Below are 22,288 nucleotides of genomic sequence, written 5' to 3'. Positions count from 1 at the left end.
GGCCCCCCGATAAGCCTTGTGATCCCGCCTCCGCACGAAGGGAGACGGGATCGATACACAGGGCTCAGCGGCTGTTCACACGGCTCCGCGCACCGGCCGCCACACCCACCACAGCCGTCACGGCCAGTGCGACGGTCGTCGCCCACAGTCCGTCCGCCGACGACCCCGCGCTCTCGCTCCGGTGGAGATAGAGGGTGCCGAAGGTGGCGACGCCGACGAGCATGCCCAACTGCGTCATCATCGCCGTCACCCCGCTCGCGTCCGGCGCGTCCTCCGGGCGGACGGACCCCAGGGAACGGGTCAGCGTCGGGCTGTAGGCCAGCGCGCACGCCGCGCCGTTCACGCCGAACGCCAGCAGCGCCACGGGCCCCACGCCGTCGCCGCGCAGCGTCAGGCCCATCGTCAGGATCGCCAGCGCCGACACCGCGAACCCGCCGGGGACCAGCAGGCCGTGCCACCGCCCCGGTATCCCCCGCCACATCAGCGAGACCGCGCCGAACGTGACGGCCGTGGGCAGGAAGACCAGCCCGGCGCCCAACGGCCCGTACCCCAGCGCCTCCACGGCCTTGGAACCCTGGAGGTGCAGCGAGAAGGCGAACATGACGCCGCTGTTCACCGACATCGCCAGGAAGATCCGGAACGCCGCCAGCGGCATGCCGGGACTGCCCAGCACCCGGGGCGAGATCAGCGGGGCGCCGCCGCGCCGCGCGAGCCGCGTCTCGTAGGCGGTGAACGCGGCCACCAGCACCGCGCCGGCCACCAGCGACGACCAGCACCACAGCGGCCAGTCCTGCTCCTGCCCGAGCACCAGCGGGACGGTGACCAGCATGACGGCCGCGCTCAGCAGCGCCAGCCCCGGCAGGTCGAGCGGGCGGGCCCGTTCGGTGCGCGCCGGGCGGTCCAGCGGCACGGCCCGCAGGCCGAACACGAACAGCGCGGCGCCGATCGGCACGTTGACCAGGAAGACCGGACGCCAGCCCCAGCCGAACAGGTCGGCCTCGATCAGCGCGCCGCCCGCGACCTGCCCGGCGGCGGCGCCGGTGGCGATCACCGCCGCGTACAGGGTCAGCGCCCTGGCCCGCGCGGGTCCGTCGAAGGTGCGCTGGATGAGGCTCAGCACCTGCGGCAGCATCAGCGAGGCGCCCGCGCCCTGGAGGAAGCGGAAGACGATGAGCTGCCCGCTGTCGGCGGCCAGTCCGCAGGCGAGCGACGCGACGGTGAAGAGGGCCAGCCCGCCGAGGAACAGGCGGCCCGCGCCGTACCGGCCGCCGAGCCGGGCGCCGGTGACGAGCAGGACCGCGTAGGAGATGGTGTAACCGGCGACGACGAGTTGCAGCTCGCCGCCGGACGCGGACAGATCGGTGCGGATGGTGGGGGCGGCGACGTTGACGATGAAGATGTCGAGCATGGCCATGAACAGGCCGGTGAGGATGATCGTCAGCAGCCGGCCCGGCCGCCCGGCCGGGCGGCCCCCCGTGGTCCGCCCGGTCGGCCTGGTCATCGATGTCGTGGTCATGCGGACCAGCGTGCGCCGCGCCCGGTACCGGTAACGAGAGCCGGGCGATACTGGTACCGGCAGCACCTGGCAACCGGTGCCCGGTGACGGCAGGGTGGGGAGCTGTGACCATGACGATCCCGGCACGGAGGAGCACCGGCGACCGTCGGCGCCCGGAGCTGGCCGCCTTCCTGCGCGGCAGACGGGCCCGCGTCACGCCCGCCGACGTCGGCATGCCGCCCGGTCTGCGCCGCCGCACGCCCGGCCTGCGCCGCGAGGAGGTCGCGCAGCTCGCGGGCGTCGGCGTCACCTGGTACACGTGGCTGGAGCAGGGCAGGCCGATCAACGCGAGCGCGCAGGTCCTCGACGCGGTGGCGCGCACGCTGCGGCTGGACGCGGCCGAGCGGCGGCACCTGTACCACCTGGCCGAAGTGCCCTACGTCCCCGGCCGCGAGGACGGCGCCCCCGGGGTGGACGCGATCGGCCCGGATGTGCAGACGATGCTCGACGCCCTCGACCCGCTGCCCGCCGTGGTCTACAACCTGCGCTACGACGTGCTGGGCGACAACGCCACGTACCGGGGGCTCTTCCCCCGGCTGCTGCGGATGCCGGGCGGGGTGCGCAACGCGCTGTGGACCCTGTTCACGACCGATCCCGCGACCTGCCCGATCGTCCTGCGGGAGAGCGAGCTGAAGATCATGGTCGCCACCCTGCGCGCCTCGTACGGCGGCCATGTCGGCGAACCGGCCTGGGAGTCGTTCGTCCGGGAACTGTGCCGGGTGAGCCCGGAGTTCGCCGCCATGTGGGCCAGCGGCGACGTCGTGCCGCCGGGGCCGCGCCTGAAGACCTTCCGGCATCCGGACATCGGCGAGGTGCGGATGCGCACGCAGTCGCTGTCCGTCAACGGCATGCCGGACTCGCGGATGGTGGTCTACGTCCCGGGCGACGAGGAGAGCCGCCGCCGCGTCGCGACGCTGGCCGGCGACGGGCCGGCGGCGGACGGGGAGCCGTCGCTCACACGTCGTCGCCGATGACCGGCTCGGGCAGCGAGCCCGCGTTGTGCTCCAGCAGCCGCCAGCCGCGCACGCTCTCGCCGAGCACCGACCAGCAGCAGTTCGACAGCCCGCCCAGCGACTCCCAGCTCGCCGGGGGCAGCCCGAGGAGCCGGCCGATGGTGGTGCGGATCGCCCCGCCGTGGCTGACGACGACCAGCACCCGGCCCGGCGGCAGCTTCTCCGCCGCGCGCTCCACGAGCGGCGCCGCGCGGTCCGCGACCTCCGTCTCCAGCTCGCCGCCGCCGCGCCGCACCGGCTCGCCGCGCTTCCACGCCGCGTACTCCTCGCCGAAGCGGGCCATGATCTCCTCGTGCGTCAGCCCCTGCCAGGCGCCCGCGTACGTCTCCCGCAGCGCCTCGTCATGGGTGACGTCCAGGCCGGTCACGGCGGCCAGCTCGGCGGCCGTGTCCCGGGTGCGCCGCAGGTCGGAGGAGATGATCGCGAACGGGTCGAGCCGCGCCAGCAGCCCGGCGGCGCGGCGTGCCTGGGCCCGGCCGATGTCGGTCAGCTCGATGTCCGTGGTGCCCTGGAACCTGTTCTCCAGGTTCCACGCGGTCTGACCGTGCCGCCACAGCACGATCCGGCGCAGGCCGTTCACGCCGCTCAGCTCTGCTCACCGCCCTCGCCGATCTCACCGGCGTGCGCGGCGGCGCGGCCCCGCGTGGCCTTGGCGTCCGCCGGCAGCTCCAGCAGCGGGCAGTCCTTCCACAGCCGCTCCAGCGCGTAGAACACGCGCTCCTCGGCGTGCTGCACATGCACCACGACGTCCACGTAGTCCAGCAGGACCCAGCGGCCCTCCCGCTCGCCCTCCCGGCGGACCGGCTTGACGCCCAGCTCCTTGGAGAGCCGCTCCTCGATACCGTCCACGATCGACTTGACCTGGCGGTCGTTGGGCGCGGACGCCAGCAGGAAGGCGTCGGTGATGGCGAGGACGTCACTGACGTCGTAGGCGATGATGTCGTGCGCGAGCTTGTCGGCGGCGGCCTGGGCGGCGACCTCGATCAGCTCGGTGGCGCGGTCCGTGGCGGTCACAGGTGCAGCAGTCTCCTCGAAGTCGCGGGCGCGGGTCCCGTCCGTGCTGTCCAGGGTCTCACGCCGCGCCGACACTCACGCCCCGGCATCCTGTCCCAGGATGATCGTCACATCGGCGGTGCCCGGGCTTTCGCCCTGGACGACGGCCTCCTCGGGCAGGCCCAGCGTCCTGGCCACGTCGATCGCGGCCTCCCGGAACGTCTCGTCCGCGTAGCTCACCGACGTCTCCGCGCTCACGTCGTCCACCGCGCGGCTGTCGATCACCGAGAAGCCGCCGTTGAGCAGGGTGACCCTGGCGGTCTCGGCCGCGGCCTCGCCGGCGCCCGCGTCCCTGATGCCGACGCGCGGCGCGGCGCCCGGGGCGGCGTCGTCGGCGGTGCCGCCGAGCACGTCCGCCAGCAGCCCCTCGGCGGTCTCGTCGCCGATCGTGCCGCCCTCCTCGACGGGGAGCGGCTCGGTGGCGTAGTCACCGGCGCGCGCGTACCCGGCGAGCCGGGCGAGGGTGGCGCCGAGTTCCTGCTCGGTGAGCGAGGGGTCGGCGGTCATGAACAGGTTCTCCACGATCCGGACGGCGGCGCTCTCGCTGTCCGGCATCTTCTCCAGCACGGCCCGCATGACCTGGCCGAACCGGGCGAGCTGCGCGTCCTGCGGCTCGTCGTCGGCGCGGTGGGTGGCGTAGGCGACGGCGGCCCGGCCGTCGAGCTGGACGTTCTCGCCGAGCGGCACCAGCGGGCCCTCCCCGCCGCCTTCCCCGTCCTCGCCGGCTTCCTCGGCGGTGATCTCGGTGTCCGTGGTGAGGGTGATGCCGCCGACCATGAGGACCAGATTCTCCAGGTACGGGGTGTCCAGCCGCCAGGTGCCCGTGATGTCGGCGCCCAGCAGGCCGCCGAGCGCCTCCCGGACCGAGCCCGCGGCCTCGTCGGCGACGGCCTGGCCGAGCGTGGTGGGCCCGTTGTCGGGGGTCACGGCCAGCTCGTTGGGCAGCAGCAGCGTGGTGCCGGCCGAGGTGGTGTCGTTGGCGACCAGCAGGACGGTGGAGGACTCCTCGGAGTCGGTCGGGACGAGGGGGACGACGATCACGTCGCGCTCCTGCGCCCCGGCCGAGGCCCCGTCGCCGTCGTCCGACCCGGTGAACGGCAGCCGGTCGGTGGCCCACAGGTAGCCGGTGCAGCCGAGCAGCGCCAGGACCAGCGCCACGACGAGCAGCCGGCGCCGGTTGCGCCCCCGCCGCTTGGCCTCCTCGCGGCGCTCGGTGCGGCTCTCGGTGAACTTCAGCCAGTCGATGACGTCCGTGGACTCCTCGTCCTGGTCGTCCACGAACGCGAACTGCTCGGTCTGGTAGCCGTCGTCCGGCGGCTGTCTCTGCGGCGGCACCGACGCGGGTTCCGCCTCCGGACCGCCGGCGGGCGGCGCGGCGGTGTCGTGGTCGTAGCCGTACCCGGGCCGGACATCCGTGGCGGGGGGCTGCGGGGCCGTTCCGTAGGCGTGGCCGTACTGCTGCCCCGGGTACGTCTCCGGGGAGCCCGGGGCATACGCGCCGCCGCCGTATCCGTAGTCCTGGTACGCGTCCGGCCCGCCCTGTCCCTGCTCCGGGTACTGGTCCCCAGCCGGGTACTGGTCCTGCTGGTCCTGCTGGTCGGGGTGCTGGTCCTGCTCGTCCCGCCGGGCATGCGGCTGCGGAGGAACCGGGGCGTACAGCGGGCGTCCGTACTCGTCGTACCCGTAGATGTGCCCGTACGGATCCTGTCGGTCGTTCACGGTGCCGCCCTTCAGCCCGCTCAGCGTGTGGGTTCGGTGAGGTCCCGGTACAGCGCACGCTTGTTGATGTAGCGCACGACCCCGTCGGGCACGAGATACCAGACGGGATCGCCGCGGGCGACCCGTTCGCGGCAGTCCGTGGACGAGATCGCCAGGGCGGGCACCTCGATCAGCGACACGCCGCCCTGCGGCAGGCCGGGATCGGCGAGGACATGACCGGGCCGGGTCACCCCGATGAAGTGCGAGAGCGAGAACAGCTCGGCGGCGTCGCGCCAGCCGAGGATCTGGGCCAGCGCGTCGGCGCCGGTGATGAAGAACAGGTCCGCGTCCTCGTGCTCGGCCCGCAGATCCCGCAGCGTGTCGATCGTGTACGTCTTGCCGCCGCGGTCGATGTCGATCCGGCTCACGGAGAACTGCGGATTCGACGCCGTGGCGATGACCGTCATCAGATAGCGGTCCTCGGGCGGGGACACCGACCGGTGTCCCTTCTGCCACGGCTGCCCCGTCGGCACGAAGACGACCTCGTCGAGGTGGAAACGCGCGGCCACCTCGCTCGCGGCGACCAGGTGACCGTGGTGGATCGGGTCGAACGTCCCGCCCATCACGCCCAGCCGCCGCTTGGCGGGGCCTATCTTCTCTCGCATGGCGCCGACCTTAGCGGTCGCGGTTGAGCCGCGTCGTGATCCAGAGCAGAAGAAGAAGGGCGGCGAAGGCGCCACCGCCGATGGCGTAGGCGTTGAGGGTGCTCTCGTGACCGCCCTCCTCGGCGAGGGTGCGCAGGGCCGAGGCGGCGGGAGAAGCGGTGAGGTGGGTCATCGCGAACCTATCCGGGAACGGGACGGCATGGACTCGGTGCCTGTCATCGTATGCGGACCGGTCCCGGGCGGCCTCCCGCCCCCACCGAAGCCGGACGTCAGCCGTCCTCGGGGAACGCGCCGCACGGCGCGTCCGGTTCCCCGTCCATCGCGTACGGGTCGAAGGCGCCGGGCGGCGGCGCGGCGGGGCTGTCCCCGGCGAGCAGCGGGCTGAGCGTCACGGAGACGTCGGTGCCGCAGTCCATCGGCCCGGCGACGGTCTCGGTCTCCCGCAGCACCACCGTGCGGTCCCGCAACTCCTCCTTGCCGAACTGGAAACGCACCAGCCGCCGCACGGTGAACAGCGCGGCCTCGGTGTCCAGGGCGCCGGGCGGGCGCAGCGCGTAGACGAAGACGTGGTGGCCGTCGACCTGGAGGATGTCCTCCGAGATCTGCGTGAACGTGAAGTCGCCCGTCACCCGCACCTGCGGATCGGCGACGAGCGCCTCGTCGGGGTCGAAGCGGATGAGCCAGTCGGTGGCGTCCGAGACCGGGTCGCGCCCGCCCACGGCGCTGTCGAACTGCCGCTGCTGCTCGGCGCCCAGCAGCTCGCGCACCGGGATGGTGGTGGCTCCGGCGAGCACGTTGGGGGTGAGGGCGCTGGCCACGACGTACTCCTTGGCGAGGGTCAGCGCGGTGAGCACCTGCTCGCGGGAGAAGTCGGCCGTCCCGCTCGGGTCGGGCAGCGCCACACCTCCGGCCCCGGCGCCGTACCCCTCGGCGGGACTGCCCGCGTACAGCTCCGACGTGTCGGCCGAGCCCGGCACCTCGCCCTCGGGCACCAGCGCCACCAGACTGCCGGCCGGCGGATCGGCGCGGATGCCGTGGTCCACCTCGTACGGGCCGCCGGCGCCCAGGTAGATCGCGGCGGCGAACGCCAACAGCACGACCAGGCCCAGCGCGAGGGCCTGCTTGGGCAACACCCGGCCGAACCCCGGCACGGACTCGGGCAGCCGCCTGCGGACGGCCGTCGTGTGGTCCTCCAGCCGCTCCTGCGCGGAGAACTCCTGCAAACGCGCAGCTCTGACGAACGACTCGTCGAAGACGGTCGATTGATACTCCTCGTCCCCGGCTCCCGGGGTGCCTCCCGGAGCTCCGTCCGGAGGGTCGGTCCGCCCGGCCACCCTTCAAGCGTAGGTCGCGGACGCAGGCGTAAACAGCCCTCCCGGGCAGGGAATTTACGGCTGGGAGCCGTCTTCGGCCGACTCGGCGTCGTCCGTGGTCCGTCCGCCGCCCTCGCCCTCCGCCTCACTGGCCGGCGCGGGCGGGGGCGCGGGAACCCGGGGCTGGGCCGCTCCGGCGCGCTGGATGGCTATCAGCGCGAACGCGAGGACGCTGATGCCCATCACCATGGCCAGCACACAAGCCACCGGCCGCTGCCAGCGGTTGGGCCCTCCGCCCGCGCCGCCGTGGGGCCGGGGGGACGGCCGCCAGGCCCCCACCGGGGGCCGCGCCTCGTGGCCGCCGGAGCCGCGTCCCCCGTCGCCGCCGGCATAGCCGCCGAGCGGGGGATACGAACCGAACGCCGATCCGTCCTCGTCGTCCTCGTCCGGCAGATAGCGGGTGTAGTCGGAGCGGTCGAACCGGCCCTCGTCGTCCGCGTCGTCGTCGCCGTCGAAGCCGCCGAGCCCGTCCGATCCACCGGGATCGAGGTCGGGGTCCCGGTAGAACCCCACCTCCCCCGCGGCCTCGGACTCGGCACGCTCCATCGCCGCGTAGAGGATCCGCTCGGCCGCGGTCGGCTCGTGGATCCTGGCCGCCTCGACGAACGCCTCGTCGAGCACCACGGAGGCGAACACCTCCTCGGCTGCCCCGAGATCATGGCTGTCGGGCCCTTCACCGCTCGGGAACGGCTGGCCCCCCAGGTCGTCCGGCACGCTTCCCAGCGTAGGCGCAATGCGTCCCCGGGGGGAGGGCCATCCGGATATCGCTGCCGGACCGGACATCAGTCCCGGATGTGACCGTCCCCGGTGACCACGTAGGTGGTGGAGGTGAGTTCCGGCAGCCCCATCGGGCCGCGGGAGTGCAGCTTCTGCGTGGAGATGCCGATTTCGGCGCCGAAGCCGAACTGGCCGCCGTCCGTGAAGCGGGTGGAGGCGTTGACCATCACGGCCGTGGAGTCCATCAGCGACACGAAACGGCGGGCGGCGCCCGTGTCCTTGGTGACGATCGCCTCCGTGTGGCCCGACGTCCAGCGGCGGATGTGCGCCGCGGCGGCGTCGAGGTCCGGCACCACGGCGGCGGCGATGTCGTAACTCAGGTACTCCGTCGCCCAGTCCTCGTCCGTCGCCGGGAGCACCTCGGTGTCCGCCGCCCGGCCCGCCTCGCGCCACGCGTCGTCGCCGTGCACGGTGACCCCGGCGGCGGACAGCGCGGCGAGGGCGCGCGGCAGGAAGCGGTCGGCGATCCCGGCGTGGACGAGGACGGTCTCGGCCGCGTTGCACACGCTGGGGCGCTGCGCCTTGGAGTTGACGAGGATGTCCACCGCCATGTCCAGATCGGCCGACTCGTCCACGTACACGTGGCAGTTGCCGACGCCGGTCTCGATGACGGGCACGGTCGACTCGTTGACCACGGTCTGGATCAGCGAAGCGCCGCCGCGCGGGATCAGCACGTCGACCAGGCCCCGGGCACGCATCAACTCGTGCACCGCGTCACGGCCCTCGCCCGGCACCAACTGCACGGCGTCGGCGGGCAGTCCGGCCTTCTCCACGGCGTCCCTGAGCACGGCCACCAGCGCCGTGTTGGACGCGTACGCCGAGGAGGAGCCGCGCAGCAGCACGGCGTTGCCCGACTTCAGGCAGAGCGCGGCGGCGTCCACCGTCACGTTCGGCCGGGCCTCGTAGATGATGCCGACGACGCCGAGCGGGACCCGGATCTGCCGCAGCTCCAGACCGTTCGGCAGGGTGGAGCCGCGCACCACCTCGCCGACCGGGTCGGGCAGCGCCACCACATCGCGCACGTCGGCGGCGATGGCGGCGACACGCGGCGGGGGGAGCGTCAGCCGGTCCACGATCGACTCGGAGGTGCCGGCCGCGCGGGCCCTGGCGATGTCCTCCGCGTTCGCCGCGATCCCCTCGTCGGCACGCGCCTCCAGGGCGCCCGCGATGGCCGCCAGCGCCGCGTCCCGCGCCGAGCGCGGCAGCGGTGCCAGCGCGGCGGCGGCTTCCCTGGCCCGGCGGGCGGTGGCGATGACGGGGGAATCGGACGAGGTACCGGAGGTGCCGGTGGCGGCGGCGGAGTGCGCGGGACTGCTCATGCATCAGAGCCTAACCGCCCGCGCGCGGCCTCAGAACGGGTGCACGCCCACCGGGACGGCGGGCGGCGGGCCGTACCCCTCGGCGATCCGCTGGTGGTACGTCTCGCGGCCGATGACCTCCAGGCCGACGATCTCCCACGGCGGCAACTGCGCGGTGCGCCGGTGCTCGCCCCACAGCCGCAGCGCGACGGCCGCCGCGTCGTGCAGGTCCCGGGCCTCCTCCCAGTACCTGATCTCGGCGTGGTCGTGGGTGTAGCGGCTGGTCAGGAGGAACGGGTGGTCGTTGGCGAGCTTCTCCAGAGCGCGTCTGACGTCTGGCAGCGGCGCGGCGGCGCCGGCCACGCTGAGCGTGATGTGCCACAGCCGGGGCGTCTCGCGGGTGGGCTCCTCGCGCGGCTGCGCTCCCCCGGAAGGTCCGACGCTGGCCAGTCGTCTCACCGGCGGCCTCCTGACATGGTGCTGATGTGGTGCGGGTGCGGGACGCGGTGCGGGCGACGCGTCCTCACCCGAAAGTTGACCAGTTCGCGCGCGACGGCGCGGCCGATTCCCGGAACCTTCCGTGGAAAGACTGGTCTTTCACAGCTCTGGCACCGGACCCGGCCGCCCCCTTCGCCGGGGTTCGCCCTTGGGACTATGCCCGCAACAGCACGAGGTCATCGCGATGTACGACTTCTCTTTCGTATGCCGGGCCCAGCTCGCGGGCCAGCTCGTGCGTGGAGCGGCCGATCAGCCGGGGGATTTCCCTGGCGTCGAAGTTGACGAGTCCGCGCGCCACGGCTCGGCCCGACTCGTCGCGCAGCTCGATGGGCTCACCGGCCGCGAAGTCGCCCTCGACGGCGGTGATCCCGGCGGGGAGGAGCGAGCCGCCGCCCTCGGTGATGGCCCGCACGGCCCCCGCGTCGAGCGTGACCGAGCCGCGCGGCGCCGAGGCGTGGGCCAGCCACAGCAGCCGGCCGGCCGAGCGGCGGCCGGTGGCGCGGAAGTACGTGCCGGCGGCGGCCGAACCCGACAGCGCGTCGGCGGCCCGGCTCGCGGAGGTCAGCACCACGGGGATGCCGGCGCCGGTGGCGATCGAGGCGGCCTCGACCTTGGTGACCATCCCGCCGGTGCCGACCCCGGCCCGGCCGGGCCGCCCCAGCTCGATGCCCGCCAGGTCCTCCGGCCCCCCGACCTCGCTGATCAGCCGGGTGCCGGGCCGCGACGGGTCCCCGTCGTACAGGCCGTCCACGTCGGAGAGCAGCACCAGCAGGTCGGCGCGGACCAGGTGCGCGACGAGCGCGGCGAGCCGGTCGTTGTCGCCGAAGCGGATCTCGTCGGTGGCCACGGTGTCGTTCTCGTTGACGATGGGCATCACGCCCATCGCCAGAAGCTGGTCCAGCGTGCGGAACGCGTTGCGGTAGTGCGCGCGGCGGCGGGTGTCGTCCGAGGTGAGCAGCACCTGGCCGACGCGGCGGCCGTACCGGGCGAACGAGGCGGTGTACCGGGCCAGCAGCAGCCCCTGACCGACGCTGGCGGCGGCCTGCTGCCGCGCGAGGTCCGCCGGACGCCTCGGCAGCCCCAGCGGGGCGAGGCCCGCGGCGATCGCACCGGAGGAAACCAGTACGATCTGCCTCCCGTCCTGTTTCACCAGCACATCGACGAGTGCGTCCACCCGGTCGGCGTCCAGCCCGCCGGCCGCGGTGGTCAGCGAGGATGACCCGATCTTGACGACGATCCTGCGGGCCCCGGAGACGTCCTCCCGTACCCCTGCCACTGTGTCTCCTTGTTCGCTTCTCCGCCCGCGCGGCGACTGCGCGTCCATCGCCGAACCCTCCACCCCGGCAGCCGCGCGTGCGCCGCTCACCGAGTCTCCTTGCCGTTCGCTTCTCCGCCCGCGCGGCGACCGCGCGCCCATCGCCGAACCCTCCACCCCGGCAGCCGCGCGTGCGCCGCTCACCGAGTCTCCTTGCCGTTCGCTTCTCCGCCCGCGCGGCGACCGCGCGCCCATCGCCGAACCCTCCACCCCGGCAGCCACACGCGCGCCGCTCACCGAGTCTCCTTGCCGTTCGCTTCTCCGCCCGCGCGGCGACCGCGCGCCCATCGCCGAACCCTCCACCCCGGCAGCCACACGCGCGCCGCTCACCGAGTCTCCTTGTTCGCTTCTCCGCCCGCGCGATCGCCGCGCCGGCGTCGAGATAGCGCGGGGGCGGGCGTTCGTTCCCGGGCGAACCGGACTGCCGTCCGTAATCTATGCCACCGCGCCGATAAGCCGCTCGCTCATATAAGCGCACCTCGTCACCCCTCTCACCCCCGTCCCACGGCGATTGCCGGGCGGGGGCGCCCGGCCTACGCTCGGGACCGGGCCAGCACATATCCGCACATCGGGTGACACATCCCTCTCTCCTTCCTCATCGTTCACATTCCCCCACTTCCCCCCTTTCCGGAGCCTCACTGTGCCTGCGGGACCGTCGCCACGTCGTGGCGCGCAATGGATCGCGCTCGCCTCCCTGCTGTGCGCCTTCGTCCTCCAGTTCCTCGGCGCGTTCCTGCCGAACGCCCCGCTGCTGTGCGCCGCCACCGCGGCCGGCGTCGGGCTGGACCTGTCGTTGCGCCGCTGGCAGCCCGGCATCCTCGCCCTGCTCGCGAAACTGCACTGCGACGAGGCCGTCAGACAACTGCTGCGGGACCTGCTGATCGTCGTGGGCCTCGCCCACCTCTCCGGGCTCGCCACCGGCGCCCGCCTGGCCCTCGTCGGCGGTCTCCCCGCCTGCTACGCCGCGCACTTCCTCTGCCGCGCGCTGGGCGTGCTGGTCCGCCGCTCGCGGACGCTGCCGATCGTGACCCGCAACATCGACACCTCCGGTCTGCGCCTGACCCCCGCCCCGCCCCGGCCGCTGATGCGCCCCGGCCGCCGGATGCCGTTGTTCGCCGTGCCCGCCACCACCGGGATGCTGGCGACGGCCCTCACCGACCGCACCGCCTGGGGCCTGCTCGGCGTCGCGGTCTCCTTCGCCCTGTTCGCGGGCGGCACGGCGTACCTGGCGACATGGCTCCTGCCGGGCAAGCGCCCGCCGGACGACGAACGGACGCTGGAGTGGTTCGCACGCTGGCTCGCCGACTACCGCCCCGACGTCGGCCTGTACTTCTCCGGCGGCTCCGGCACCGCCTACCAGGCGAACATGTGGCTGAGCACCCTCGCCGCGCTCGACGCCCGCCCGCTGGTCGTGCTGCGCGAACGCGGCATGGTGCAGCAGATCGCCGCGACCGACGTGCCGATCGCGTGCCTGCCGAAGGTCGCGCACCTGATGCTGCTGGAGCACTCCTCGCTGAAGATGCTGCTGCACCCGGCCAACGCGCCCAAGACGTCCCAGGTGCTGCGCATCCCCACCATCAAGCACGCCTTCACCAACCACGGGGAGAGCGACAAGCTGTCGAGCTGCAACCCGTACGCCAAGGTCTACGACGAGGTCTGGGTCGCCGGCCCGGCCGCCCGGCGGCGGTACGCCCTCGCGGACGTCGGCGTCGACGACCGTGACGTGGTGGGGGGCGGCCGCCCGCAGCTCACCCCGATCCGGCCCGCCGACGGCCCGCCGGACCCGGCCGGACCGGTCACCGTGCTGTACGCGCCGACGTGGGAGGGCTGGACCAACGACCCGGGCAACACCTCCGTGCTGCTGGCCGGGGAGAACATCGTCCGTGCCCTGCTGGCCGACCCCCGGGTCCGGCTGCTGTACAAACCGCACCCGATGACCGGCTCGGTCAACCCGAAGGCGGGCGAGGCCGACGCCCGCATCCGCGCGCTGGTCGAGGAGGCCAACGCCGCCGCCGCGCCCCGCGGCCCGGTCCGGCGGCTGCCGGCCAGGGGCGCCGCCGAGCGCGGCGCGCTCGCCGCGCCCGCCGCGGGCGAGGTGCGGGAGGCGCGAGAGGTGAGAGAAGCGGACACCGCCGTCCCCGGGCCGGGGGCGCTCGGCGTCACCGTGCCGGCCGACGGCCGGAGCCCCGCCGAACAGGCCCGGCTCCTGGCCGAGCTGGCGCGCCGCACCGAGGAGCTGGACGCGCTGACCGCCCGCGCCTTCCGCCCGGGGGCCGACGAGGTGGAACGCATGACGCGGCAGACGGCACCCGAACTGGGCCGGGCCGAGGCGGTGGCGGCGGCCACCGAGGCGTGGCGCGAGGCGTTCTGGGCCGCCCAGCCGCCCCGCGCCCATCTGGTGCTCACCGGGACGCGGCCCGACCTGTACTCCTGCTTCAACCAGGCCGCCGTGCTGATCTCCGACGTCTCCAGCGTCGTCGCGGACTTCCTGGCCAGCGCCAAGCCGTACGCCGTGGTCAACACCAGCGGCCTGTCCGAGGACGAGTTCCGCGCCGCCAACCCGACGGTACGGGCCGCCACCGTGCTGCCCCCCGACGCCACGGGGATCCGCGAGCTGCTCGACGCGGTCCTCGACCCGGCCCGCGACTCGCTCGCGGCGGAACGCGCCGCGCTGAAGGAGTACCTGCTCGGGCCCGCGGACCCGCCCTCGATCGTCCGGTTCCAGGACGCGGTCCGCGCCCTGTGCGCCGCCGCCGACGCGCGCCGGGAACGCCAGGCCCGCGTCGACACGGCCGCCGCGCCGCCGGAGCTGCCCGTGACCGGGCCGTCAGGCCGGGGCGTGCCGCAGTAGCCAGTCCCCGACCGGCCCCACGACGGCGGCGAGCGCCTCGTCCCGCGAGACGCCCGCCGCCTTCGGGACGGCGAAGCCGTGGTCGGCGTCCGGCACCTCCAGCAGTTCCGTGCCGGACGGGAACTCGGCGGGCCGCCCGAACGGGTCCCGCCCGCCCTGCACCACCAGCACCGGCACCCCGGCCCCCAGCAGTTCGTCCGCCCGCGACTTCTCCGGCCTGCCGGGGGGATGCAGCGGGAACGACAGCGCCAGCACCGCGCGGGCACCGGTCTCCCCCGCCGTACGGCAGGCGACCCGGGCGCCCGCGCTGCGCCCGCCGGCCACCACCGGCGGTCCCGCCTTCTCCAGCTCGGGCCAGAGCGCGGTCCACGCCGCGTCCAGGGTGCGCGGCGCGGGCGCCAGCTTCCTGCCCGCCACGCGCCACGGCTGCTCGACGAGGGCGACGGTCACGCCCCGCGCCGGCAGCGCGGCGGCCAGGGTCCGCAGGTCGGGCGCCTCGACGCCGCCGCCGGCGCCGTGGCCCAGGGCCAGCACCGCGCGGGCCCGGGCCGCGGCGTGCCAGGTGATACGGGCGTCCCCCACGGGAGTCTGCACAGTGCGGATCATGCGCCCCAGTCTGCCCCCGGACCCCCGCCGTCCCGAGGACGTCACCCGGGCGCCATCTCCCGTTAAGGTGCCGGGGTGACCGACTCCAGGCAGCTCGCGGAGTCCCCGGCCGTCGCCCTGCCCCGCCAGAGCGCGACCGCGCCGGGGGCCCACGCCTCCGGGGAACGCGACCCGTTCTTCGACAACGCCAAGTACGCCGCCATCGTGCTCGTCGCCCTGGGCCACGCCTGGGAGCCGCTGCGCGAGGGCTCGCGGAGCGTCATGGCGCTCTACATGGCCGTGTACGCGTTCCACATGCCCGCGTTCATCGTCATCGCCGGGTACTTCTCGCGCGGCTTCGACGGCCGCGCCGACCGGGTCCGGCGGCTGGTCACCGGCATCGTCGTGCCGTACCTGCTGTTCCAGGTCGCCTACACGCTGTTCCTGGACCGGCTGGAGGACGACGGGGACACGTACATCCCGCTGCTGGAGCCGCGCTGGCTGCTGTGGTTCCTGATGGCGCTGTTCATCTGGCGGCTCACCGTGCCGCTGTGGAAGGCGCTGCGGTGGCCCGTGCCGGTCGCCCTGGCCGTCGCCGTGGTCGGCTCCGTCTCGCCGTCCCTCGGCGGCGACCTCCAGCTCCAGCGCGTCCTGCAGTTCCTGCCGTTCTTCGTCCTGGGCCTGACGCTGGAGGCCGGGCATTTCCGGGCCGTGCGCCGCCGCGCGGTGCGGCTGGCGGCCGTCCCCGTCTTCGCCTCGGCGGTGCTCGTGGCGTACTGGGCGGTCCCGCGCATGGACCACGCGTGGCTCTTCCGCAAGAGCAGTGCCCAGGAGCTGGGCGAGCCGTGGTGGACCGGTGTCGCGATGACGGTGGGCCTCTTCGGCTGCGCGCTGCTGCTGACGGCCTGCTTCTTCGCCGTGGTGCCCGGCCGGCGCCTGTGGTGCACGGCGCTGGGCGCGGGCACCCTGTACGGCTACCTGCTGCACGGCTTCCTCGTCCGCGGCTCGCGCGCGTGGGGCTGGTACGACCCGGACGTGATGCACGAGCAGCCGGCCGCGTTCCTCATCACGAGCGCGGTCGCGGCGGTCGGCATCACCCTGCTGTGCGCGCCGGTGGTGCGGCGGGTGTTCCGGCCCGTGGTCGAGCCGGAGCTGACCTGGCTGTTCCGCCGCCCCCCGGCCACCGGCACCTGAGCGCCCCGGCCGGAAGGGGGCTCGGGCGCCGGGGCTACGCGCCGGGCGGCGGGACGATCTCCAGCATCCGGTCCACGACCCTGGCCGTGGCCAGGCCGTCCGACGGCTCGCAGAAGTCCCGCACGAACGCGGCGTACTTGCCGGCGTACTCCGTCCGGACCCGGTCGATGTCCCGGATCGCGTCGATCAGCTCCGCCGACGTCTTGATCAGCGGCCCCGGGGCCTTCTCGGTGAAGTCGAAGTAGAAGCCCCGCAGCGTGTCCCGGTAGTGCTCCAGGTCGTAGGTGAAGAAGAGCATCGGGCGCCCGGAGTGCGCGTAGTCGAACAGCACGGACGAGTAGTCCGTGATCAGCACGTCCGCGATGAGGTACAGCTCCGCGATGTCCGGATACGCGGACACGTCGTACACGAAGCCCTGCCCGGCGCCAGGGACGGCGTCCAGGATCTTCGGGTGCTTGCGGAACAGGAAGACGTGGTCCTCGCTCAGCGCCTCCCGCGCCGCCGTCAGGTCCACCTGGAGGTCGAGCTTGAACTTGGACGCGGTGTGCCGCTGGTCGTCCCGCCAGGTCGGCGCGTACAGCACGACCTTGCGCCCCTCCGGGATACCCAGCGTCGCCCGCACCCGCTGGGCGGTCTTGTCCCGGTCCTCCCGGTGGAAGATGTCGTTGCGCGGGTAGCCGGACTCCAGGATCTCGCCCTCGCAGCGGAACGCGTTCCGCATGATCGGCGTCGTGAAGGCGTTGGGCGACACCACGAAATCGAACTGCCGGAAGCGGTGCGGCAGGCTGTCGATGTAGGCCGGGTTCGCCTTGGGCGTGCCCAGCAGGTCCGCGCCGATCTTCTTCAGCGGCGTGCCGTGCCAGGTCTGCACCACGCACTGGCCGTCGCGGCGCTCGTACCACTCGCCGAGGCCGACGTTGGTCACGACGTACCGGCTGCGCGCCAGCGCCTCGTACCACTCGCGGCTGTGCCACTCCAGCGGCCGGACGCCCGGCGGGAGGCTGACCTGCGCGTCCGCTACCGACCACAGGTGCTCCACCTCGACGCCGCGCCGGACCAGCTCCTCGTGGATGGCGCGTGGCGAGTCGGAGAACTGCTTGCCGCCGAAGCTGTTGTAGAAGACCGCGTCGCGCAGCGGCTCCCGCTGGAAGCGCGGGAAGTGGACCTGCCGCAGCTCCCGCTGCCGGTACGCGCCGCGCTCCTCGCCCGACAGCACCGGGCCCGAGCCGAGGAAGATCCGGTCGAAGAAGCGGCGGTTGACGGTGTACGTGCGGCCGGCGACGCGTTTGCGCAGCGGCAGCGTCCCGATCAGGTCGGCCCGCAGCTTCACCGGCACGTCCGCCGCGTTGCCCCAGGCGTCGCGGTCGCGCAGCGAGAAGTACCAGCGGCCGGCGCGCAGCGACAGCACCGCGTCGTACGTCGTCATCCGGTGCGGCGCGACGGTGACGCTGAACCGCCCGTCGTTCCACGTCAGCGGCAGCAGATGCTCCTCGAACCGCTCGCCGTGCCGCAGCACGAAACGCATCCGGTCGCCGGGCCCGGTGTAGGAGCCCTCGATCAGCAGCTCGCCCTTGCCGGTCCACCGCAGCGTGTCCACGACGGCCTGCCGGGCCCGGTCGTGGAGCTTCAGCAGGCCGGGCCCGTCGGTGGTGACGGCGATCTCCCGGCCGTGGGGGCGCGGGTGGCGGCCGGGCGCGAAGCCGTCGATCACGGTGGCCCGCCGCGAGGAGCCGTCCGTGAACTCGATGGTGGCGATGAAGTCGAGGGTCTTGTCCCGCTCGGAGCCGGCCACGGACAGGTCGGCCTGCGGCACGTCCACCGTCCAGCGGGCCCACGTGCCGTCACCGGCCGCCTCGTCGCGGCGCACCGCGTACACCGTCCCGGTCTTCTCGCCCTTGCGGACGACACGCAGCCCCGTCGGCTCCTTGCCGCCGGCCGGTGACCGCAGGCCGAGCCGGAGCACGTCCCCGGTGAACGCCTGGTCGGCCACCTCCGCCTCGGGGAGGTCGACGGTGACCTGGAACTTGTCGTCCGCGAACCCGGCCACCAGCCGCGCGCCGCCGCCGAGGTCGTGGGCCTGGGAGTGGCCGGCCGACCCGATGTCGCCGCGCGTCACCTTGCCGGGGACGTAGCCGCCGGGCCGGGGCAGCGCCAGCGTCAGGCCCCAGGTGCCGGCCTTCCAGTGGCCCCGGGTCCTCAGCCGCTCGGGGTCGATGACGATCTCGAACCCGGCGTCGTCGTAGTTGTGCAGCGCCTGCTTGGAGTCCCGCGTGGCCCGCGACGCCTCCTCGGCGCGGAACCGCACGGGCACCCGCCCGCCGCCCGGCCGGCGCAGCCACGCCAGCCTCGGCATCGGGCCGGCGGCGGCGCCGGGGATGTTCTGGACGTACGCGTAACCGCGCACGATCAGCTTGCCGTCCCGCCACAGCACCTCCGTGGCCCTGGCCCGCGCCGGCATCTCGCGCGGGCACAGACGGACGACGGACGACGGCAGCGCGCGGGCGCTCACGCCGGGGATCGCGAGGTACGGGCGCAGCCGCCCGCGTACCGGGAACGCCGACGGGTTCTCCCGCTCGAACCGCAGGACCGTCAGCAGGTCCTCCAGCCGCCCCTCACGCGCCAGGTGCCACTTGACGCGCGCCAGCGGCGGCAGCTTGTCGGGCTTGACCGCGCCGGGCGACGCCAGGAAGTCCGCGGCCCGGCCGAGGAAGTCGCGGCGTTCTTCTTCGGACGCCTCCGGCAGGAAGCGCATGCCGCGCCGGAGGTCCTCGGGGATCATGTCTTCTGGCTTGGCCACCACAGACGTGCCTTCTCTTCTCTTCCCGCTGCCGGTGCTGTCAGGTGGTCGGAGTCGTCGTCACCACGGCGGCGCCCGTCGCGCCCTGCGCCTGGTTGCGTGCCTCGGCCCGCGCCGACAGGGCGGCGATCGCCGCGTTGAACCGCTCCAGCGAGGTCGGCTCGTCGGGTCCGAGCAGGTAGTGCTTGAGCGCGACGCGGTCGGCCGCCAGCGGGTCGGTGCCGGGCGGCGCGTGCACGGCGTCGAGCAGGTCGTCCAGCCGGGCGGCGTCGTTGGCCAGGATCACCGCGGCGCGCACGGCGGTGTTCTGGCGGCGGAACTCGTCGGCGCCGAGCCCGGCCGAGTCGGTGACGGCGTACGGCTTGCCGCTGGCGATGAAGTCCGACACGACGCTGGATATGTCGGAGACCAGGGCGTCCGCCTCGTTGAAGCAGTCGAACAGCTCCGGATGGGGACCGGTGATGACCCGGTGCTCCCACCAGCCCCGCGACCGCCAGAACGCCTCGTTCCACTCCCGCAGCCGGCGTTCCTCGGCCGCGGCGGTCTCCGGCGGCGTCACCGCGTCCCGGGAGACGGAGGCGTCGTCCCAGGCGACGGCCGCCTCGGCGCCGGACAGGCCGCCGGACTCCTCGGCGGCCCGCAGCGTCGCCGCCGCGCGCGCCCGGTCGGCGGCGGTCTGTTCCGCCGCGGCGGCCCAGCGCGGGTCGGCGGCCCGTTCGGCGGCGGCCCGTTCGATCATCGCCGTGATCCGCTGGTGGACGGCGCCGGCCTCGCGGTCGCGTGTGCCGGTGAACGGGTGCGGCTTGTACAGCACCCGCACGGGCCGTTCGGAGGCGAGGAGGCGGCGGACGATGTTCTCGCCGGCCAGCAGCAGCGACGTGTTGCCCGGGTCGTCGGTCCAGCCCTCCCAGGTGGGCGCGTACAGGACGGTCGGGATACGCCCCGGGGGCACGCCCCGCGCCGACCGGATCGGCGCGAGTTGCGGGCGGCCGACCTCGACGACGTCCTCGTCGCGCACCCCGACGTCGGCCAGCGCGAACCGGTCACGCCCGGCCCGGCCCGCGGTCCACACCTCGTCGTACGCCTTGGCGTACGGGTTGATGCTGGCGATCTTGTCGCTGTCGCCGTGGCCGATGAAGACGTGCTTCATGGTCGGGACGCGCAGCAGGTGCAGGTTCTTGCCGACGTTCGCCGGGTAGAGCCCGACCCGCAGCGTCGACAGGTCCATGTTCATCAGGTCCACCGCGCTGGGCACGCACACCACGGGCACGGTGGTGGTGGCCAGCCGGCTGTGGACGGCGCGCTCGCGCAGGATGACCAGCGGTCTGGCGTCCAGCCGGGCCATGGTGTCCAGCCACATGTTGACCTGGTAGACGGCGTCCTTGGAACCGGAGAAGTACAGCGCGACGGTCGGCCGGTGCTCCCGCAGCCAGCCGTCGAACCACTCCAGCGTCTTCTCCGGCGGGGGCGGCAGGCGGCGGGCGGAGAGGTAGGGCAGCAGCGCCAGCACGTACAGCGCCACGAGCGCGAGCGTCACCGCCGTCCCGGCGTAGCCCCAGGCGGGGGTGTCCGTGAGGACGACCGCGACCAGCCCGGCCAGCATCGGCACCTCGGTGTGCAGGACCTTCTCCACGGCCCGGTGCGTCAGCGCGCGCGGCGCGCCGTCGGGCACCGGCAGCGTCGACAGGTCGATGTTGCGGGTGGCGATCGGCAGCCTGCGCTTCCTGCGCACCACCGTGACCAGCGCGGAGTGCGGCGCCTGGAGGGCGTAGAACGCCAGCACGCCCAGCACCGCCGCGTGGAACACCGTCTCCCCCGCCCAGTCCGCGCGGGCCATCAGCAGCAGGAGCAGAAGCTGCCGGAGCACGAACCGGAGCGTGAGCCCGACCCTGGCCTTGCCGAGCCGGACCAGCAGGTGGCTGCCCCTGCGGTGCAGGAAGTGGTCGCCGGCGTACGACAGCGCGGCGCCGGCGGCGAACGCGCCGGCCGACGGCAGCAGCGCGGCCAGGAGCATCAGCGGGTAGGAGGCCGACATCAGCAGCGCGGCGGCCAGCTCGGCGCCGCTGGACACACCGGCCAGCCGGTGCAGCGTCGCCCGGGTCATGCCACCCCACCTGCCGTGTCGGCGTCGAGGGCGGCGGCCAGGGCACGTTCGAAGGAGCCGGCCTGGGTGGCGTCCGCGGTCGGGTCCTGCCGGCGGACATCGATGACGTGCCCGGTCATCGGGGACAGCAGCACGTCCAGCGAGGTGCGGGCGACGGCCTCGGACGACAGCAGCGTCCCGGCGGGCTCCTCGCCGAAGGCGCGGGAGCGCATCGGGGTCGCGGTGCGCTCGGGGTTGACGCAGTTCACCCGGATCGCGTCACCGGCCCACTCGTCGGCCAGGGCCTGGGTGAGGTTCACCATGGCCGCCTTGGTGGAGGAGTACAGGCTGTACTCGGCGCGGCCCCGGGTGTAGCTGCTGGAGGTGTAGAGCAGGAGCTGGCCGCCCGTCTCGGCGAGGTACTTGTGGGCGGCCCTGGCTATGCGGACGGGCGCGAGGTAGTTGACCTTCAGCGCCTCCTCGATGACCGCGTCCTCGGTCTCGGCCAGCTTGCCTATGCGCAGCACCCCGGCGGTGTTCACCACGAAGTCGACGCGGCCGGTGTCCGCGTACGCCTTGGCGAGGGCCTCGGCGATGTCGGCGGGGTTCTCGACGTGGGTGCCGGTGGTGGAGCGGCCCAGCGCGTACACGGCCGCGCCGTACCGCGCGGCGAGGTCCGCGACGTCCTTGCCTATGCCGTACGAGCCGCCGAAGACGACGAGGGTCTTGCCCGCCAGCCGCTCCCGGTAGGCGTCCTCCTGGGACTGGGCGGGGGCGGCGGTGGAGGCGAGCTGGAAGAGCTTGTCGGCGATGTACACGTCGACGGGCTGGGTGACCTTCATGTTGAACTCGTCACCCGGCACGACGTGGATCGGCACGTCCGGCAGGTACTTCAGGACCACCGAGCAGTCGTCGGTGGCCTGGAAGTTCGGGTCCCCGGCGGCGATCTCGTAGGCGCGGCGGATGGTGGACAGCCGGAACGCCTGCGGGGTCTGGCCGCGTCGCAGCCGCGAACGGTCGGGGACGTCGGTGATGAACTCGCCGTCCTCGCCGTGGGTGCGCGTGACGATGATCGTGTCGGCGGAGGGGATGGCGACATCCACGGCCCGGTACCGGTCGAGAGCGGCGACGCAGTCGGCGATCACCCGCCGGGAGAGCAGCGGGCGGACGGCGTCGTGGAACAGGACGTACCGCTCCTCGTCCTCGCCGAGGCCCTCGCCGAGCACCGCGATGGCGCGCTCGGTCGTCTCGTTGCGGGTCGCGCCGCCCTCCACGACGCGGGTGACCTTGGTGAGGCCGCTCCTGGCGACGATCTTCTCGACCTCGTGCGCGTAGCCCGGAGCCATCATGACCAGGACGTCGTCGATCTCCTCGGCCTCTTCGAAGACGGCCAGGGTGTGCTCGATGACGGCCTTGCCCGCGATCTTGATCAGTTGCTTCGGTATGGAGAGACCCACACGCTGGCCCGTGCCACCGGCCAGGACGACGGCGGTGGTGTGGGGGGACGGTCCATGGGGCTGGATGGTCAAGGAA

18 protein-coding genes are annotated in these 22,288 nt (G+C 73.7%); 3 read left to right on the top strand and 15 right to left on the bottom strand.

Going from position 1 to position 22,288, the window contains the following annotated elements; all coding sequences use genetic code 11:
* Window positions 1-64 precede the first annotated feature (64 nt).
* Entirely contained in the window at window positions 65-1,516 is a 1,452-nt protein-coding gene (locus tag BN2279_RS25600; protein WP_079032495.1) for an MFS transporter, read from the bottom strand.
* Window positions 1,517-1,626: 110 nt separating this feature from the next.
* Between BN2279_RS25600 and BN2279_RS25595 the strand changes: the two genes are divergently transcribed.
* The gene (locus BN2279_RS25595) at window positions 1,627-2,529 is read left to right on the top strand and encodes a helix-turn-helix transcriptional regulator (RefSeq protein WP_059013399.1); all 903 of its coding nucleotides are present in this window, start codon (window positions 1,627-1,629) and stop codon (window positions 2,527-2,529) included.
* On the opposite strand, the gene BN2279_RS25590 is transcribed toward BN2279_RS25595, so the two are convergent.
* The 10 genes from BN2279_RS25590 to proB all read right to left on the bottom strand — a co-directional run bounded on the left by BN2279_RS25590 (window position 2,510) and on the right by proB (window position 11,254).
* Window positions 2,510-3,157 (bottom strand): histidine phosphatase family protein, encoded by a 648-nt coding sequence (locus BN2279_RS25590; protein WP_059013398.1) that lies wholly within the window; start codon window positions 3,155-3,157, stop codon window positions 2,510-2,512. The two genes, BN2279_RS25595 and BN2279_RS25590, sit on opposite strands and share 20 nt — an antisense overlap.
* Window positions 3,154-3,582 (bottom strand): ribosome silencing factor, encoded by a 429-nt coding sequence (gene rsfS, locus BN2279_RS25585; protein WP_059013397.1) that lies wholly within the window; start codon window positions 3,580-3,582, stop codon window positions 3,154-3,156. The genes BN2279_RS25590 and rsfS overlap by 4 nt, the downstream gene beginning before the upstream one ends.
* A gap of 75 nt (window positions 3,583-3,657) precedes the next feature.
* The gene (locus BN2279_RS25580; RefSeq protein ID WP_059013396.1) at window positions 3,658-5,340 is read right to left on the bottom strand and encodes an LCP family protein; all 1,683 of its coding nucleotides are present in this window, start codon (window positions 5,338-5,340) and stop codon (window positions 3,658-3,660) included.
* Window positions 5,341-5,360: 20 nt separating this feature from the next.
* A complete protein-coding gene (gene nadD / locus BN2279_RS25575; RefSeq protein WP_059013395.1) occupies window positions 5,361-5,984 on the bottom strand; it encodes a nicotinate-nucleotide adenylyltransferase in 624 nt (207 codons plus the stop codon).
* A 10-nt stretch (window positions 5,985-5,994) separates the two neighbouring features.
* On the bottom strand, window positions 5,995-6,156 hold the full coding sequence (locus tag BN2279_RS30055; RefSeq protein WP_199827797.1) for a hypothetical protein: 162 nt from the start codon (window positions 6,154-6,156) through the stop codon (window positions 5,995-5,997).
* A 97-nt stretch (window positions 6,157-6,253) separates the two neighbouring features.
* Window positions 6,254-7,318, bottom strand: a complete 1,065-nt coding sequence (locus BN2279_RS25570; RefSeq protein WP_059013394.1) for an SCO2583 family membrane protein — start codon at window positions 7,316-7,318, stop codon at window positions 6,254-6,256.
* A 54-nt stretch (window positions 7,319-7,372) separates the two neighbouring features.
* Complete coding sequence (locus tag BN2279_RS25565; RefSeq protein ID WP_159037335.1) at window positions 7,373-8,071, bottom strand: SCO2584 family spore wall biosynthesis protein; 699 nt, start codon at window positions 8,069-8,071, stop codon at window positions 7,373-7,375.
* Window positions 8,072-8,139: 68 nt separating this feature from the next.
* A complete protein-coding gene (locus BN2279_RS25560; RefSeq protein WP_059013392.1) occupies window positions 8,140-9,453 on the bottom strand; it encodes a glutamate-5-semialdehyde dehydrogenase in 1,314 nt (437 codons plus the stop codon).
* A 30-nt stretch (window positions 9,454-9,483) separates the two neighbouring features.
* Entirely contained in the window at window positions 9,484-9,891 is a 408-nt protein-coding gene (locus tag BN2279_RS25555; RefSeq protein WP_059013391.1) for a hypothetical protein, read from the bottom strand.
* A gap of 193 nt (window positions 9,892-10,084) precedes the next feature.
* On the bottom strand, window positions 10,085-11,254 hold the full coding sequence (gene proB, locus BN2279_RS25550; protein ID WP_079032549.1) for a glutamate 5-kinase: 1,170 nt from the start codon (window positions 11,252-11,254) through the stop codon (window positions 10,085-10,087).
* 631 nt (window positions 11,255-11,885) lie between these two features.
* Between proB and BN2279_RS25545 the strand changes: the two genes are divergently transcribed.
* Window positions 11,886-14,096: a flagellar biosynthesis protein FlhF gene (locus BN2279_RS25545; protein ID WP_059013389.1), complete on the top strand. Its 2,211-nt coding sequence runs from the start codon at window positions 11,886-11,888 to the stop codon at window positions 14,094-14,096.
* Here BN2279_RS25545 and BN2279_RS25540 read toward each other — a convergent pair.
* The gene (locus BN2279_RS25540) at window positions 14,073-14,702 is read right to left on the bottom strand and encodes an alpha/beta hydrolase family protein (RefSeq protein WP_059013388.1); all 630 of its coding nucleotides are present in this window, start codon (window positions 14,700-14,702) and stop codon (window positions 14,073-14,075) included. The genes BN2279_RS25545 and BN2279_RS25540 overlap by 24 nt on opposite strands.
* 75 nt (window positions 14,703-14,777) lie before the next feature.
* Between BN2279_RS25540 and BN2279_RS25535 the strand changes: the two genes are divergently transcribed.
* The gene (locus BN2279_RS25535; protein WP_059013387.1) at window positions 14,778-15,875 is read left to right on the top strand and encodes an acyltransferase family protein; all 1,098 of its coding nucleotides are present in this window, start codon (window positions 14,778-14,780) and stop codon (window positions 15,873-15,875) included.
* A 34-nt stretch (window positions 15,876-15,909) separates the two neighbouring features.
* Here BN2279_RS25535 and BN2279_RS25530 read toward each other — a convergent pair whose 3' ends face one another.
* The 3 genes from BN2279_RS25530 to BN2279_RS25520 form a co-directional block, all read right to left on the bottom strand.
* Window positions 15,910-18,627 carry a CDP-glycerol glycerophosphotransferase family protein gene (locus BN2279_RS25530; RefSeq protein ID WP_079032548.1) on the bottom strand — a complete coding sequence of 906 codons (2,718 nt, stop codon included), beginning with the start codon at window positions 18,625-18,627 and terminating at the stop codon, window positions 15,910-15,912.
* Window positions 18,628-18,712: 85 nt separating this feature from the next.
* Window positions 18,713-20,776, bottom strand: coding sequence for a hypothetical protein (locus tag BN2279_RS25525; RefSeq protein WP_059013385.1), 2,064 nt, complete (start codon window positions 20,774-20,776; stop codon window positions 18,713-18,715).
* The gene (locus BN2279_RS25520; protein ID WP_059013665.1) at window positions 20,773-22,278 is read right to left on the bottom strand and encodes a bifunctional cytidylyltransferase/SDR family oxidoreductase; all 1,506 of its coding nucleotides are present in this window, start codon (window positions 22,276-22,278) and stop codon (window positions 20,773-20,775) included. The genes BN2279_RS25525 and BN2279_RS25520 overlap by 4 nt, the downstream gene beginning before the upstream one ends.
* Window positions 22,279-22,288 lie beyond the last annotated feature (10 nt).

The sequence above is a fragment of the Streptomyces specialis genome (assembly GCF_001493375.1).
Taxonomy (GTDB): domain Bacteria; phylum Actinomycetota; class Actinomycetes; order Streptomycetales; family Streptomycetaceae; genus Streptomyces; species Streptomyces specialis.
The sequence above is the reverse complement of the archived record's forward strand: the minus strand, read 5'-3'. Positions and strand labels throughout refer to the sequence as shown.

Coding starts and splice junctions, on each gene's coding strand:
- BN2279_RS25595 (WP_059013399.1), top strand. CDS start 1,627: ATGACGATCCCGGCACGGAGGAGCACCGGCGACCGTCGGCGCCCGGAG.
- BN2279_RS25560 (WP_059013392.1), bottom strand. CDS start 9,453: ATGAGCAGTCCCGCGCACTCCGCCGCCGCCACCGGCACCTCCGGTACC.
- nadD (WP_059013395.1), bottom strand. CDS start 5,984: ATGCGAGAGAAGATAGGCCCCGCCAAGCGGCGGCTGGGCGTGATGGGC.
- BN2279_RS30055 (WP_199827797.1), bottom strand. CDS start 6,156: ATGACCCACCTCACCGCTTCTCCCGCCGCCTCGGCCCTGCGCACCCTC.
- proB (WP_079032549.1), bottom strand. CDS start 11,254: ATGGACGCGCAGTCGCCGCGCGGGCGGAGAAGCGAACAAGGAGACACA.
- BN2279_RS25525 (WP_059013385.1), bottom strand. CDS start 20,776: ATGACCCGGGCGACGCTGCACCGGCTGGCCGGTGTGTCCAGCGGCGCC.
- BN2279_RS25540 (WP_059013388.1), bottom strand. CDS start 14,702: ATGATCCGCACTGTGCAGACTCCCGTGGGGGACGCCCGTATCACCTGG.
- BN2279_RS25530 (WP_079032548.1), bottom strand. CDS start 18,627: ATGCGCTTCCTGCCGGAGGCGTCCGAAGAAGAACGCCGCGACTTCCTC.
- BN2279_RS25600 (WP_079032495.1), bottom strand. CDS start 1,516: ATGACCACGACATCGATGACCAGGCCGACCGGGCGGACCACGGGGGGC.